Raw genomic sequence first — 14,040 nt, 5'->3', positions numbered from 1 at the left:
GGTGTAACGCCCACGTCACACGGCATCGGAGCCGCGCGGCGCGCCGAGGTGCCCCGGCTGAAGCCTAACGAAGTTCGCAGACCTCCGCGGGCACGGTCATCCATGGTCCCAGGGTGCGCCGGTGGTGCGCCCAATGCGCACGGGGAGTCCCGGCCCCGCCTTGGCGGGAATCCCGTGGTCTTGGAAGGCCGGGAGGTATCGCCTCACCCGGCCGGTGGGGCATCCCGGTGGTGGACTGCCGTTCCTTGCTCTTAGAGGGCGTCAGGTCCGTTTCTGGTAGCGGCCTCGTCCGGGTTGGGTGAGGAAGCCTTGTCGGTGAGGCGTCCGAGGCGGCGGCGGGTCATGTTCGCGATCGAGGCCCAGTAGACGTCGTCGCGGGGGACGCGGCCAGCACGGTGACGCCGATGATCAGCCCCATCACATCGACGATCAGTCCCCGCTTGCGCCCCAACGCCTTCTTGTTGGCGGCCAGTCCCGTCGTGGTCTTCGGGACACCGGCGGCCGCACGGAGGGACTGGGTGCCGATTACCACGAGAGACGGGTCCTCTAACCGGCGGGCCTTCCGAGAAGCTGTCGCGCGTGGAGCGGGAGACCGCCGTGAGCCGCTGAGGCCGGAACGATCCGCGGCCGCTGCTAATCGTCGCGGTCTTCCTGCCCCTCCCGGTGCGCCGCTACCGGGGGCTCGGCCGGTGGCGGGAGGGCCGCGGCGATGCAGTCGAGGACGCGCTCCAGCCCGTACTGGAACCGGTCGTCGCGGCTCAGGTGCGGATGGCGCGCCTCCATCACGATCTTGCTGAAGATCGGGTGCTCCCCGCTCTCCAGTAGCTGGTGGACGTACGGGCCGGTCCGCACCATCCAGTCCGTCTCGCTGAGCCCGCTGCGGCGGACCTCCTCGGCCCAGCTGACCTCGTCGCGGGCGGCGCCCTCGACGTAGCCGTTCAGAACGGCCATGAGGGCGAGGTTCTCGTCGATGGAGACGTGGGCGTCGAGGGTCCCCATCACCCGTTCGATCACGCGTAACTGGTTGGGGCCGAAGCTGGGGATCGCCCGGTGCACGGTGGCGATCCACGGGTGCCGCAGCCACATCGCCCGCACCCCGTAGGCGTAGCGCGTCAGGTCCGCGCGCCAGTCGCCGGAGGGCAGTCCCTCGACGTCGATCTCGCCCATCAGCCGGTCGGCCATGAGTTCGATGAGGTCGTCGCGGCCCGGGACGTACCGGTAGAGCGACATCGTGCCCGCGCCGATCTCGGCGGCGATCCGCCGCATGGTGGCGGCCTCCAGCCCCTCGGTGTCGGCGATCCGGACCGCCGCCTCGGTGATCTGCGCGCGGCTGTAGGCCGGCTTCGGCCCGCGGGCCGGGCGCTCCGGCCGCATCCAGATGCTCACGTACTCGGCGTCGGTCACCGTTCCACCCTCCTGTTGCGTACATAGTACCCAGTGGCTTACCCTGACCGTCAAAACCGCGTACAAGGTACCCAGTGGAGGGGTCATGGCGGATCCGATCGTGCTCGCCGAGGGGCTGCGCAAGTCCTTCGGCGACATCCATGCGCTGCGGGGCCTGGACCTGAGCGTCCCGAGAGGAACGGTCTGCGGCGTGCTGGGGCCGAACGGCGCGGGGAAGACGACCGCAGTGCGCATCCTGGCGACCTTGTCCGATCCCGATGCCGGGCACGCCCGCATCGCCGGATACGACGTCGTCCGCGAGGCCGGCAAGGTGCGCACCAGGATCGGGCTCGCGGGCCAGTACGCCGCCGTGGACGAGAAGCTCACCGGACGCGGCAACCTGCGCATGTTCGGGCGCCTCTACCACCTGTCGCGGCGCGAGGCGCACCGGCGAGCCGACGAGCTGCTCGAACGCTTCGACCTGATGGACGCCGCCGACCGTCAGGCCGCCGGCTACTCCGGCGGTATGCGGCGCCGCCTCGACCTGGTCACCAGCCTCATCCTGCGTCCCGAGGTGCTCTTCCTGGACGAGCCGACCACCGGCCTGGACCCGCGCAGCCGCGGCGAGATCTGGGACAGCGTCCGCGAGCTCGTGGCGGACGGCACCACGGTGCTGCTCACCACGCAGTATCTGGACGAGGCCGACCAGTTGGCCGACGACATCGCCGTCATCGACCACGGGCAGGTCATCGCCACGGGCACGCCCAACGAGCTGAAGGCCACGATCGGGGACCGCCTCGACGTCGTCCTCGAAGACCCCGCCGCGCTGCGTCCGGCGGCGACCGTGCTGAACGCCCTGGCCGGGACCGACCCCACGATGACGGGCGCCGACCGGCTCAGCGTCGCCCTGCCCGGCGGCGGCTTCCGGCTGGCCGACGTCGTGCGCGAGCTCGACCGCGCCGGGGTCGACGCGGCCGACGTGCGGCGGCGCCGCCCCACCCTCGACGAGGTGTTCCTGCGCCTCACCGACCGGAAGGAACCCGTCCGATGACCGCCCTCACCCCGCCGATGGGCCGCTTGCGCTGGACGTTCACCGACGGGCTGACCCTGGTCGGCCGCGAGCTGGGACGGCTGCGGCAGGAACCCGGGCAGCTCGTCGCCATGCTGGTGTTCCCCGCCATCATGGTGGTGCTGTTCGGGTACGTCTTCGGCAGCGCGATCCAGGTGCCGGGCGGCGGCGACTATCGCGAGTACCTCATGCCGGGCCTGTTCTCGATGGTGACCTTCTCGGCGGTGATGAGCGTCATGACGCGGACGGCCACCGACGCCTCCCGCGGGGTGATGGACCGGTTCAAGTCCATGCCGATGGCGCGGTCGGCCGTGCCGTTCGGGACGACCGGTGCCGACCTGCTGGGCGGTCTGCTGTCGCTGGCCATCATGGTGGGGGCGGGCCTGCTGGTGGGATGGCAGCCGCATAGCGGCCCGGTCCACACGGCCGAGGCGTTCCTGCTGCTGATCGTGCTGCGGTACGCGCTGAGCTGGGTGGGCGTCTACCTGGGAATGGTGGTGAAGAACGACGAGGTCGCCGACCAGCTGGTACCGCTGTTCCTGCCGTTCACGATGCTGTCCAACTCGTTCGTTCCGACGGACGGTATGCCGGGGTGGCTGCGGGTGCTGGCCGACTGGAACCCGGTGAGCGCGCTCACGGCCGCTTCCCGGGAGCTGTTCGGCAACCCGGGTGTGCCGTCCGGAGACGTGGCTTGGCCGCTCGCGCACCCCGTGGCCGCCGTCCTGCTCTGGTCGGCCGCGCTGCTGGTGGTCTTCGTCCCGCTGTCGATCCGCACCTATAAGCGCAAGGGACGCTGAGGGCCGGGACCGGTGGGCCGCGGCGACATGACCTCCGCACACCCGCGGCCACCGGCTCGCAGGCGGCGCAGTACGTCATCAAGAAGGTCGCCGACTCCTACACGCCGTTGAAGCCGGACATTCGCAACGGCAACTACGGCAGGAAGGGTTGCCGGCGCCGCGAGCGGGTGGAGTCCAGGCCGACCACCTTCCGCTCGGACGCGGCTCACCCCTACGACCAGCGCAACCTCTCCTTGTCGTTGCGCACGCGGACCGGAACGCTTCCCGCGACCTCGCCACCCGTGGCGCGGTCGCGTGGGAGGCGGGGCGGAGGCCACACGTCCCACCCGCGAACGAGTAGTTCACGGGTAAGACGCGGTGGGCGTTCCGGCCAGCCAGTCAGGCGTTCAACCGCACGCTCGGCCCTTCAAGGCCGAGAAGCTGACTGGGCGTATCCCGTCAGCCGCTCGTTGAGCAGTGAGGCGAATCCCTGGGAGTCCACTGTTCGGGCCACCCGCGTTGCCCGGGTCCGGTCCTGGGTGAGCAGGTCGGCCACCAGCGCTCCATCGGTGACGGTGCCGGCGCACTCGACGGTGGCCTGCCCGCTTTCCCACCCCAGCAGATGGGAGTGGCTCACGGCCGCGACCGCGAGGGCGTCGTGCACCGGAGTGCCCCTCAGCCCGGAGATTGCCCGCTCCCGCCGCCCATAGTCGCCCAGCATCGTCCCCGCCACTCCGGCGGCACCGGGAAGGCTGGCCAGCTGCTCGGTCGCCTCCGTCGGGAATGTGGCCACATGCGTCACGTCGAGGCCGACGATCCGGACCACGAGCCCGGACTCCAGGACCACGCGCGCCGCCTCGGGATCGGCGAAGAAGTTGAACTCCGCCGCCGGCGTGATGTTGCCCTGCACGAACGCGGCGCCGCCCATGACCACGATCTCGCGCAACGCTGTCCCCGCATCCGGGTGGCGCCGCAGCAGCATCGCCACGTTGGACAGTGGGCCGATGGCCACGAGCGTCAGTGCGCCGGGCTCCGCGAGTGCCTGCTCAGCCAGCAGGTCAACGGCGTGCGTATCGCGGAACTGCCGCCGCGACTCGGGAAGCCGCACCCCGCCCAGCCCGCCCTCCCCGTGCACCGGCGCATCATGGGCGTGCCGGGCCCGGCCGATCGGGCCGCCGAGGCCGGACGTCAGCGGGAGGCCGGCGGGCGCGCCGGCCAGATCCAGAACGCGCGCGGCGTTTCGGTTCACGTCGGCAAGCGGGACGTTCCCCGCGACCGTGGTCACCCCGCGCACCTCCAACTCGGGCGAAGCCAGCGCCAGGAGCAGGGCAATCGCGTCATCGACGCCGGGATCGCAGTCGATCACGACCGGGGCGGGGTGCGCGGGTGTCATGGTTGGCACCTTTCCAGTTGAGGGCGGATGGTTGGCGTGCGCGGAGCTGGACGCCCACCGGATACCGTTATCCATCCTGCCCGCCCGGTGCCGGGCGTGCGCCGCCGGGCACCGCCCAGGGAACAGGAGCGCTCGGCCGCCGTTCCGCGTGGGGGATCAGGGATTTCGATGGCCGATTTTTCCAGTATCGGCAACGCCGGATGTGCTCTCTCGATACGGTTATTCCCCAACCCGTGCGCCGTGGATTCAGGGTTCTGCTCGCGGCGCGCGAAGGTTGACTGCGTTCGGCCGCCAGAATCGTGGGGCCGATCGCCGGGGGAGAGCAATGAACCGGGGGGTGCGGCTCCCCGTTTTACGTCCACGCGTTGGGGGAGAAACGTGGTCGAATATCTCGAAGGCGCGGTGCGGGCAACCGCCGATGAGCATGATGTACGTCCGATCCGCGGCGCGCATCGGCGACCGCCCGCGCAACGACGCCTGAGCTTCGTTCTGTTGGCATCGGACTCGCACTTCCTTAAACTACGAAAGCGGTTCGTGGTGGCGACCGTTTTAGTGGTCGCGGTTTCCCTCGGCTGGTACCTGGCGTATCTTTTCCTGTCGGTCTATGCCCGAGATCTCATGGCTACCCCGATTTACGGGGCGATCAATGTCGCGCTGGTAATGGGAATCGGTCAATTCGTGTCGACTTTCGTTCTCGCATGGGGGTACTGCCGGTACGCGGCCCGCCGGATCGATCCGCATATCGCCATGATGCGCGACGAGGACGGAGACGCCCAGGTGATTCGGAACGGCCGGGTGGTGCGGGGATGAGCCTCTCCGAGCTCGACTCCGCCCTTGGTGGCGACATCGGACTTTCCCACTTGGGGAGCCTCACCCTGTGCGGGCTGTTCGTTGCCACGACCTTGGTCATCACCGCCCGCGCGCGGCGCGGCAGCAGGAGAGCGGTGGACTTCTACGCGGGTGGTCGGCGATTCGGGGGGACCCAGAACGGTCTGGCTCTCACCGGCGACTACCTCTCGGCGGCGTCGTTCCTTGGGATCGCCGGCATGATCGCACTGCACGGCTACGACGGGTTCCTGTACTCCATCGGGTTCCTGGTGGCCTGGATGATGGTGCTTCCGCTGGCGGAACTGATGCGGAACACCGGGCGCTTCACGATGGCCGATATCCCCGCGTTCCGGGCGCGCGACACCCGGGTCCGGGTGGCCTGCGCCGTCTCCACGCTGACCATCACCATCTTCTACCTGCTGGCCCAGATGGTCGGCGCGGGCGCGCTGGTGACCCTGTTGCTGGGCATCGACCGCGGCGGGACGTTCCTCGGGATGACGGCGGAGCACGCCAAGACGTCGGCGATCGTCATCGTCGGGATCCTGATGATCGTCTACGTGATCTACGGCGGGATGAAAGGCGCCACCTGGCTGCAGATCATCAAGGCGGTGCTGTTGCTGTTGGGGACAGCGCTGATGACCTACTTCGTGCTCGCCCAGTTCGGGTTCAACGTCAGCGACCTGCTGAGCAGCGCGGCCCGCGAGAGCGGCCACGGCCAGGCGTTCCTGGAACCCGGGATGCGCTTCGGCGTCGACACAGCGGGCGACCCCGCGCAGAGCCTCATCAATAAGCTGGATCTGTTCAGTCTGGGGCTGGGGCTGGTGCTCGGCACCGCAGCGCTGCCGCACATCCTGATCCGCTGCTACACCGTGCCCGACGGGCAGGCCGCCCGGACCTCGGTCCGCCGCGCGATCCTGCTGATCGGCGTCTTCTACCTGATGACGCTCGCGCTGGGGTTCGGAGCGGCGGCGCTGGTCGGACCGGACCGGATCGCCGCAGAGGATCCCAGCGGCAACACCGCCGTGCCGCAGTTGGCCCAGAAGCTCGGCTCCCTCGTGGCCGGGCCCGCGGGCGGGGCGGTGCTGCTCGCGCTGATCTCCGCGGTGGCGCTGGCGACCATCCTCGCGGTCATCGCCAGCCTGACCCTCGCCTCCTCGACCTCGCTCGCGCACGACCTGTTCGGTCACGTGCTCATGGCCGGCCGGCCCCGGGAGTCCCAGGAGCTGATGATCGCGCGGTTCGCGGCATTGCTGGTGGGCACCGTGGCGATTGTCCTCGCGGTCCAGGTGAGCGAGCTCAACGTGGCCTTCCTGGTGGGGCTGGCGTTCTCCATCGCCGCCGCGGCGAACCTTCCGGTGATCGTGCTGTCGCTGTTCTGGTGGCGGTTCAACGCCAACGGTGTGGTGTGGGGCATCTACGGCGGGCTGAGCGTCTCTCTGGTGCTCATGGTGCTGTCGCCGGTGATGTCGGGCAAGGTCCACCCCGAGACGGGGGAGAACCTCTCGCTCCTGCCGGCATGGGTGGACATTCAGGTGTTCCCGCTGGAGCACCCCGGACTGGTGGCCATCCCCGTCGGATTCCTGTGCGCCGTCTTCGGCACGCTGCGCTCCAAAGAGCGCGACCGCGCCCGCTACCGGGAACTGCGGGTGCGGTCGCTGACCGGAATCGGGGCGGACTAACCTCTTGGACCCGGGTGGAACCGGGGCGCGAGCGCAGTGCGCCGAACCCATCGGCAGGTAGCGGTGCCCCGGGCCCGGCCGGGCCTACTACAGCACGCCCGGAGCCACGAGGTCCGCGGGAAGGCGGCGCGCCGCGGCACGGTCGACGAGAAACAGGGTCCGCTTCCTGCCGCGCGCGCCCGCGGCGGGAACCTGGACCGGACCGGCGTCCGCAAGGGCGAGGCGCACCGCGTCGGCCTTGCTCTCGCCCGAGGCGAGCAGCCACACCTCGCGCGCGCAGCGGATGGCCGGCAGGGTCAGGGTGACGCGGGTGGGTGGCGGTTTCGGCGCGCCGTGCACCGAGACCGCCGTGCGCTCGTCCTCGTACAGCGCAGGCTGCTCCGGGAAGAGCGAGGCGACATGGGTGTCGGGTCCGATCCCCAGCAGGCAGACATCGAATGATGGAGCATCCGCGTGGTCTTCCGGGCGGGCCGCCGCCAACAGCTCCCGGGCGTAGTGGTCCGCACCGCGCTCGGCGTCGTCGCCGTTGCGGTCGCCGGACGCCGGCATGGGGTGCACCCGCTCCGGGTCGACATTGACATGGTCGAGCAGTGCGGAACGGGCGCCTGTCTCGTTGCGTTCGGGGTCGCCGCGGGGGAGGAAACGTTCGTCGCCCCACCAGACGTCCAGGCGCCGCCAGTCGACGGCGTCGCGCGCCGGAGCGGTGGCGAGCTCGCCGAGCACGGACGTTCCGATACCGCCGCCGGTGAGGACAATGGCGGCCGTTCCCCGCGCGGCCTGGGCGTCGACCAGTAGCGTGACCAGCCGCGCGGCGGTGGCCTTGGCCAACAGGTCCGGGCCGGGGTGCACGACCGCGGACGGCGGAGGCGTCACGCGGGAACCTCCGCCTGGTCCATGAGCGGGTCGATGTGTTTGGCGGCGCTCGCGTACACCACGTCGGGGCCGAGGCGGCGCAGTTCCTCGGCGAGCGCTTCAGGGGTGCGGCGCCGGGCCAGCGCGACGGTCTGGTCGGGTTGGCCGGGGCGCGACAGGGTGGCAAGGCGGCCGTCGGGACGGGTGATCCGGATGTCACCGGAGTCGGCGATGAGCCGGACGTCGGTCAGGCCGGGCCCGTTGGACTCGATACGCCGCACGGGGACCTCCAACTGGTCGGACAGCCAGGCGGCGAGGAGCTCGGCGCTGGGGTAGTTCCGCTCGGCCGACACCTCCGCGGCCGACACCCAGCCGCAAGGGCGGTCCATGGCGCTCGCCAGCAGAGACCGCCACGGTGTGATCCGGGTCCAGGTGAGGTCGGTGTCGCCGGGGCGGTAGTTCCGGATGCGGGCACGCAGGTCTGCGATGGGATCGGGCGCGCGCACCGAGTCGGTGATGCGGCGCTGTGCGAGCCGGCCAACGGGGTCGGCCCACGGGTTCTCGGGTCCCCGGCCCGGCCACCAGGCGACCACGGGTGCGTCGGGCACCAGGAGCGGTGTGACGACCGCGTCGGGATGCTCGCCGAGGGGACCGTAGAGCCGGAGCAGGATCGCCTCGCCGGGCCCGGCGGTGCCCGGCTGGCGGATCTCGGCGTCGAGCGCGGCTTCGGCCTCGGGGTCGCGCTGGATGATGGTGAGCACCCGTGACGGGTGCTCGCGCCCGGCCTCGGTCGCGGCGCGCAGCGCATCGTAGTGGTCGGCCTCGCCGGTGACGATGATCAGCGTGAGCACCATGTTCATGGCGCCACCGCCCACGTTGTGCCGCTCGCTCGCGAGTTCCTCGGCGATCTGCGACGTTGTCGTGCGGGGCAGGTACAGCGTCATTGTTGTCCCCCTTGGCGTTCCCGGCCGGACTGGGTGTCTCGGGCGGCGCGTGCGGGCGTCACGGCCGCCGCCAGTGGCGCCCGTCGCGGGCGAGAAGCTGGTGCCCGGACGTGGGGCCCCATGTGCCCGCCTTGTACTGCTCCGGGGGGCCGTTCTTGGCCCAGAACTCCTCGACCGGGTCGAGAATCGTCCAGGACAGCTCGACCTCCTCCTGGCGCGGGAACAGTGGCGGGTCTCCGATGAGCACGTCGAGGATGAGCCGCTCGTAGGCCTCCGGGCTGGACTCGGTGAAGGACTGGCCGTAGGTGAAGTCCATCGTGACGTCGCGGACCTCCATGGCGGTACCCGGGACCTTGGAGCCGAACCGCAGCGTGACACCCTCGTCGGGCTGGATGCGCAGCACCAGCGCGTTCTCCCCGAGCTCGGCGACGTCGCCGTGACTGAACATCTGGTGCGGCGCGCGCTGGAAGACCAGGGCCACCTCGGTGACCCGGCGGCCCAACCGCTTTCCGGTGCGCAGATAGAACGGAACACCCGCCCACCGGCGGGTGTTCACCCCGAGCTTCATGGCCGCGTAGGTCTCGGTGGCGGAGTCGTCGGGGATGCCCTCCTCATCCAGGTAGCCGCGGACCTCGGCGCTGCCCTGCCACCCCGCGGCGTACTGCCCCCGTGCGGTGCCGGTGGCGAGGTCCGGCGGCAGGGTCACCGCCGAGAGCACCTTCTCCTTCTCCGCGCGGATGGCGTCGGCGCTGAACGTCACCGGTTCCTCCATCGACACCAGCGCCAGGAGCTGCAGGAGGTGGTTCTGGATGACGTCGCGGGCCGCCCCGATGCCGTCGTAGTAGCCGGCACGGCCGCCGACGCCGATGTCCTCGGCCATCGTGATCTGCACGTGGTCGACGAAGCTTCGGTTCCAGACGGGTTCGAAGAGGGTGTTGGCGAACCGCAGTGCCAGGATGTTCTGGACGGTTTCCTTGCCCAGGTAATGGTCGATTCGGAACACGGACTGCGGCGGGAACACCTCGTCCACGACCGCGTTGAGCTCCCGGGCGCTCTCCAGGTCGTGGCCGAACGGCTTCTCGATGACGACGCGCCGCCATGAGCCCTCCGCGGGCTCGGCGAGTCCGCAGCGTTTGAGCTGCTGGATAACGGTGGGAAACAGCTTCGGCGGCAGCGAGAGGTAGAAACCGACGTTGCCTCCGGTGCCCCGCCGCTGGTCGAGGTCGTGCACGGCGTTGACCAGCCTGTCGAACGCCTCGTCCTCGTGTAGTTCCCCGTGGACGTACCGGAGGCCCTCGCTGAGCTGGCGCCAGACGTCCTCGCGGAACGGGGTGCGCGCGTGCTGCCGGATGGAGTCATACGCGAGCTGGGCGAAGTCCTGGTCGTCCCACTCACGGCGGGCCACTCCGACCAGGCCGAACGCTGGTGGGAGCAGGCCGCGGTTGGCAAGGTCGTAGATGGCCGGGAGCAGCTTGGTGCGGGCGAGGTCGCCGGTGACCCCGAACAGCACCAGCACGCCTGGGCCGGCGATTCTCGGCAGTCGCCGGTCCAGTCCACTGCGCAGCGGATTCGGGACCGCTCCCGGCATCACCGGTTCTTTCATCGGGCTCTCTTCCGAGCAAGTCCAGGGCCGCAGCCCCGGAAGGGGTTGGTTGTCGGGTCGCTGGGTGGGCGCACGCGAAGCGGGATCCGCGGGCCGGTCACCGGCAACCCTGGGAGATCGACCTCGAACACCCCACTTCTTGTGCTCGGCCCGGCCGCCGCCCCTGGGCGGCGGCCGGGGTCGTCGTCAGCGCCGCAGCGCGTCGACCGCCTCGCGCACCCGTGCCAGGCCGGCGGCGCGGTCGGGCAGGTGCAGCCGGACCACCGGGCGCCCCCGCGCGCCGAGGGCCCCGAAGTCACCGAGGGCCTGGGCGAGCTGCAGCTCACCAAAGGTGTACGGCCGGCCCGGCACCTCCAGGTCGTCCGTATTCTCCCCGGTGATCTGCAGGAATACACCGTTGGCGGGCCCGCCCTTGTGGTACTGCCCGGTGGAGTGCAGGAAGCGCGGACCCCAGCCGAAGGTCACCGGCCGCGACGTAGCCGCGGCGAGGCTGGCGCGCAGTGCTGCGGCGGCAGAATCGGCGTCGCGGTCCAGGTAGGCCATAACCGCGAGGTAGCCGGAATCGGGCACCGAGCTGAGCAACGCCCGCAGGACAGAATCGAGGCCGCCGGTATCGCCGGGCAGAGTGCCGGAGGTCGCGTGCACCCGGACGCCAGCGTCGTCGTCGACCAGCAGCGGCGTCCCCTCGGTCAACGGGGTGTCGCCGTGCCGTTCAAGCAGGTCCCGGGTGTTGTCCTTGGACTCCTGGACGTTGGGCTGGTTGAACGGGTCGATACCGAGCAGGTGGCCGGCGATGGCGGTGGCGTACTCCCACGCCAGGAAGTGCGCGCCCAGTGGCCCGGAGACCGCGGTGCCGTCGGTGGGCACCGGCGCGGGCTCGCTCGCGGAGTAGGTGACGAGGTGCCTGTCGGGGCCGGGGTCGGTACCGGGAGCCGAAGGGCTCTCGACGACGACCGGAAGCAGGCCGGTGCCGTCCTTGCCGGTCGACTCGGCCACGAGCTGCTCGATCCAGTCGCCGAGCCCGACGGGGGCCTCGCCGGTGAGCACGACCTTGTCGTGCCCGCTGAAACCGCCCAGGGCGGCCCCGAGCAGCAGGGTGGGGTTCTCCAGCTCGGTTCCCAGCGACGGCACCAGGGCCTCGGCCTCGTCCAGCAGCTCCTCGACGTCCACACCGGCCAGCGCGCTGGGAACCAGCCCGAACGCGCTAAGCGCGCTGTAGCGCCCCCCGACGTGCGGGTCGGCGAGGAAGGTCCGGTAGCCGTGTTCGGCCGCGAGTTCGGCCAGGGGGGAGCCGGGATCGGTGACCACGGTGATGCGCTCCGCCGGGTCGATCCCGGCGTCGCGGAACGCGGACTCGAAGACGCGGCGGTGACTGTCGGTCTCGACCGTTCCGCCGCTCTTCGAGGACACCACGAGCGCGGTGCGCTGCAGCCCGTTCGCGAGAACACGCCGGATCTGCCCGGGGTCGGTGGTGTCCAGCGTGACCAGGTCCACACCGCGGTCGGCGGTGATGACCTCGGGAGCCAGCGAGGACCCGCCCATGCCCGCGAGGACCACACGGTCGAGCCCCGCCGCGCGGGCGTCAGCCGCCAGTTGGGCCAGCTCCGGGAGCAGCGCGCGGGAGGAACGGGGCAGGTCGAGCCAGTTGAGCCGGATGGTCGCCTCCTCGGCGGCCGCGGGACCCCACAGGTTGGTGTCTTTGGCCGCCAGGCGCGCCGCGACGCCGTCGTCGGCCAGAGACTTGGCGGCGGAGCCGGCCGCGTCGGCCGCGGCACCGCGCGCCTCGACAGTGAGATTGCCCGCCCGTACCTGGTTGCTAGTCACGGAGGTCGGATCCTTCCTGGAGTTCACACGCGTATTGACCTGTTCGACCTGTTCGTTGTGCCGGCCGCCGGGCGGCGGCCCGCCCGGCGGGTGCACGGGCACCCCGGACGGTGCCCGTCGCGGGTGCCGCCGTTGGCCCCCTACCCGCGGAGGTGCCGCGCCACCCCTTCCAGGAATCCCTCCCAGGACCGTTCGAACTTCGCGACGCCGTCCTCCTCCAGGAAACGGACGACGTCGTCGTAGTCGATCCCGACAGCGGCCAGGGCGTCGAGGTCGGCACGGGCCTGGGCGTAGCCATCGCGCACAGTGTCGCCGGTGACCTCGCCATGGTCGGCCATGGCCTCCAGGGTGGCCTCTGGCATCGTGTTGACGGTCTCGGGCGCGACGAGGCCGGTGACGTAGCGGGTGTCGTCGTAGGCGGGGTCCTTGACCCCGGTTGAGGCCCACAGAGGGCGCTGCGGGGTCGCCCCGGCGGCCGCCAGCACCTTCCACCGCTCCGAGGACATAACCTCCTCGAACGCCTGGTAGGCGAGGCGGGCGTTGGCGATCGCCGCCCGGCCGCGCAGCCGGGCGGCATCGTCGGTGCCGATGCGCTCCAGCCGGGAGTCGACCTCGGCGTCGACCCGGCTGACGAAGAACGACGCGACCGACTGGATCCCCGCGAGGTCGTGGCCGTTCTCGCGGGCGCCTTCAAGCCCGGCGAGGAAGGCGTCCATGACCTGGCGGTAGCGCTCCAGCGAGAAGATCAGGGTGACGTTGACGCTGATGCCCTCGGCCAGGGCGCGGGTGATGGCGGGTAGACCGTTGACGGTGGCCGGGATCTTGATCAGCAGGTTGGGGCGGTCGACCAGCCACCACAGGGCCCGCGCCTCGGCGACCGTGCGTTCGGTGTCGCGCGCCAGGCGGGGGTCGACCTCCAGGGAGACCCGGCCGTCCACGCGTCCCGTGGACTCGTACACCGGGCGCAGTACGTCGGCCGCCCAGCGGATGTCGTATCCGGTGATCGCGCGCACCGCCTCGTCAACAGAGACGCCGCGCAGAGCGAGGTCGCGCGTCTGGGCGTCGTAGGCGTCGCCCTCCTTGAGCGCCTTCTCGAAGATCGTCGGGTTGGAGGTGACGCCGACCACGTTGCGCTCGGCGACCAGCTTCGCGAGGTTGCCGGAACGGAGCCGTTCCCGACTGATGTCGTCGAGCCATACGGCGACGCCTTCGCCGGACAGCTCGCCCAGTGGATTGGTGCTGCCTTGTGGGTTCGTCATGGTGTCTCACCAGTCTCGTCGTCGACCGCGGTGCGCGGCCGGGTTGCGCGAGCAGGGGCCTGAGGTGACGAAGGGTCCTTCACTGCTGTGAAGGGCCCTCGGCTCGGTCGGGTGCCGCCGGGGTTCTGGAGGGTCCGTAGGTGGGGTGGCCGCGAGTGGCGGAGCCGTTTGGGCGCCACACCGGAGGTGCCCGAAGGTTCCCGGCTTCCGGGCACCCGACCCGGCGTGCGGCAGCGAGCCCAAAAAACAGGTCGGGTGCCGCCGGGGTTCTGGAGGGCCCGCAGGTGGGGCGTCCGCGAGTGGCGGAGCCGTTTGGGCGCCACACCGGAGGTGCCCGAAGGTTCCCGGCTTCCGGGCACCCGACCCGGCGAGCGCCAGCGAGCCCAAAAAAACAGGTCGGGGGCCGCCGGGGTTCTGGAGGGTCCGGAGG

At 70.8% G+C, this 14,040-nt stretch carries 12 protein-coding genes; 4 read left to right on the top strand and 8 right to left on the bottom strand.

Annotated elements, in window-relative coordinates:
- Window positions 1-340: 340 nt before the first annotated feature.
- A complete protein-coding gene (locus F4561_RS15820; protein WP_221445498.1) occupies window positions 341-532 on the bottom strand; it encodes a hypothetical protein in 192 nt (63 codons plus the stop codon).
- A gap of 101 nt (window positions 533-633) precedes the next feature.
- Complete coding sequence (locus F4561_RS15815; protein WP_184579844.1) at window positions 634-1,404, bottom strand: TetR/AcrR family transcriptional regulator; 771 nt, start codon at window positions 1,402-1,404, stop codon at window positions 634-636.
- An 85-nt stretch (window positions 1,405-1,489) separates the two neighbouring features.
- Between F4561_RS15815 and F4561_RS15810 the strand changes: the two genes are divergently transcribed.
- On the top strand, window positions 1,490-2,434 hold the full coding sequence (locus F4561_RS15810; protein ID WP_184579842.1) for an ATP-binding cassette domain-containing protein: 945 nt from the start codon (window positions 1,490-1,492) through the stop codon (window positions 2,432-2,434).
- A complete protein-coding gene (locus F4561_RS15805; protein ID WP_184579840.1) occupies window positions 2,431-3,249 on the top strand; it encodes an ABC transporter permease in 819 nt (272 codons plus the stop codon). The genes F4561_RS15810 and F4561_RS15805 overlap by 4 nt, the downstream gene beginning before the upstream one ends.
- A 406-nt stretch (window positions 3,250-3,655) precedes the next feature.
- Here F4561_RS15805 and F4561_RS15800 read toward each other — a convergent pair whose 3' ends face one another.
- The gene (locus F4561_RS15800; RefSeq protein ID WP_184579838.1) at window positions 3,656-4,621 is read right to left on the bottom strand and encodes a nucleoside hydrolase; all 966 of its coding nucleotides are present in this window, start codon (window positions 4,619-4,621) and stop codon (window positions 3,656-3,658) included.
- Between the two features lie 378 nt (window positions 4,622-4,999).
- Between F4561_RS15800 and F4561_RS15795 the strand changes: the two genes are divergently transcribed.
- The gene (locus F4561_RS15795; protein WP_184579835.1) at window positions 5,000-5,431 is read left to right on the top strand and encodes a DUF485 domain-containing protein; all 432 of its coding nucleotides are present in this window, start codon (window positions 5,000-5,002) and stop codon (window positions 5,429-5,431) included.
- The gene (locus F4561_RS15790; RefSeq protein ID WP_184579833.1) at window positions 5,428-7,128 is read left to right on the top strand and encodes a monocarboxylic acid transporter; all 1,701 of its coding nucleotides are present in this window, start codon (window positions 5,428-5,430) and stop codon (window positions 7,126-7,128) included. Before F4561_RS15795 ends, F4561_RS15790 begins: the two co-directional genes overlap by 4 nt.
- Before the next feature lie 87 nt (window positions 7,129-7,215).
- Here the strand turns inward: F4561_RS15790 and pgl are convergent, their stop codons facing one another.
- From pgl to tal, 5 genes are all read right to left on the bottom strand, one after another.
- The gene (pgl, locus tag F4561_RS15785; protein ID WP_184579831.1) at window positions 7,216-8,001 is read right to left on the bottom strand and encodes a 6-phosphogluconolactonase; all 786 of its coding nucleotides are present in this window, start codon (window positions 7,999-8,001) and stop codon (window positions 7,216-7,218) included.
- Entirely contained in the window at window positions 7,998-8,924 is a 927-nt protein-coding gene (locus F4561_RS15780; RefSeq protein ID WP_184579829.1) for a glucose-6-phosphate dehydrogenase assembly protein OpcA, read from the bottom strand. Before F4561_RS15780 ends, pgl begins: the two co-directional genes overlap by 4 nt.
- 58 nt (window positions 8,925-8,982) lie before the next feature.
- Complete coding sequence (gene zwf, locus F4561_RS15775; protein WP_184583712.1) at window positions 8,983-10,512, bottom strand: glucose-6-phosphate dehydrogenase; 1,530 nt, start codon at window positions 10,510-10,512, stop codon at window positions 8,983-8,985.
- Between the two features lie 201 nt (window positions 10,513-10,713).
- Window positions 10,714-12,351 (bottom strand): phosphoglucose isomerase-related protein, encoded by a 1,638-nt coding sequence (locus tag F4561_RS15770; protein WP_184579827.1) that lies wholly within the window; start codon window positions 12,349-12,351, stop codon window positions 10,714-10,716.
- 140 nt (window positions 12,352-12,491) lie between these two features.
- A complete protein-coding gene (gene tal / locus F4561_RS15765; RefSeq protein WP_184579824.1) occupies window positions 12,492-13,610 on the bottom strand; it encodes a transaldolase in 1,119 nt (372 codons plus the stop codon).
- Window positions 13,611-14,040 lie beyond the last annotated feature (430 nt).

The organism is Lipingzhangella halophila, assembly GCF_014203805.1.
GTDB classification, from domain to species: Bacteria; Actinomycetota; Actinomycetes; order Streptosporangiales; family Streptosporangiaceae; genus Lipingzhangella; species Lipingzhangella halophila.
This window is presented reverse-complemented; position numbering and strand designations above follow the sequence as displayed.

Bases quoted from the DNA above. Each gene is read 5' to 3' on its own strand.
- F4561_RS15810 (WP_184579842.1), top strand. From the start codon at position 1,490: ATGGCGGATCCGATCGTGCTCGCCGAGGGGCTGCGCAAGTCCTTCGGC.
- F4561_RS15805 (WP_184579840.1), top strand. From the start codon at position 2,431: ATGACCGCCCTCACCCCGCCGATGGGCCGCTTGCGCTGGACGTTCACC.
- F4561_RS15800 (WP_184579838.1), bottom strand. From the start codon at position 4,621: ATGACACCCGCGCACCCCGCCCCGGTCGTGATCGACTGCGATCCCGGC.
- F4561_RS15790 (WP_184579833.1), top strand. From the start codon at position 5,428: ATGAGCCTCTCCGAGCTCGACTCCGCCCTTGGTGGCGACATCGGACTT.
- F4561_RS15780 (WP_184579829.1), bottom strand. From the start codon at position 8,924: ATGACGCTGTACCTGCCCCGCACGACAACGTCGCAGATCGCCGAGGAA.
- zwf (WP_184583712.1), bottom strand. From the start codon at position 10,512: ATGCCGGGAGCGGTCCCGAATCCGCTGCGCAGTGGACTGGACCGGCGA.
- tal (WP_184579824.1), bottom strand. From the start codon at position 13,610: ATGACGAACCCACAAGGCAGCACCAATCCACTGGGCGAGCTGTCCGGC.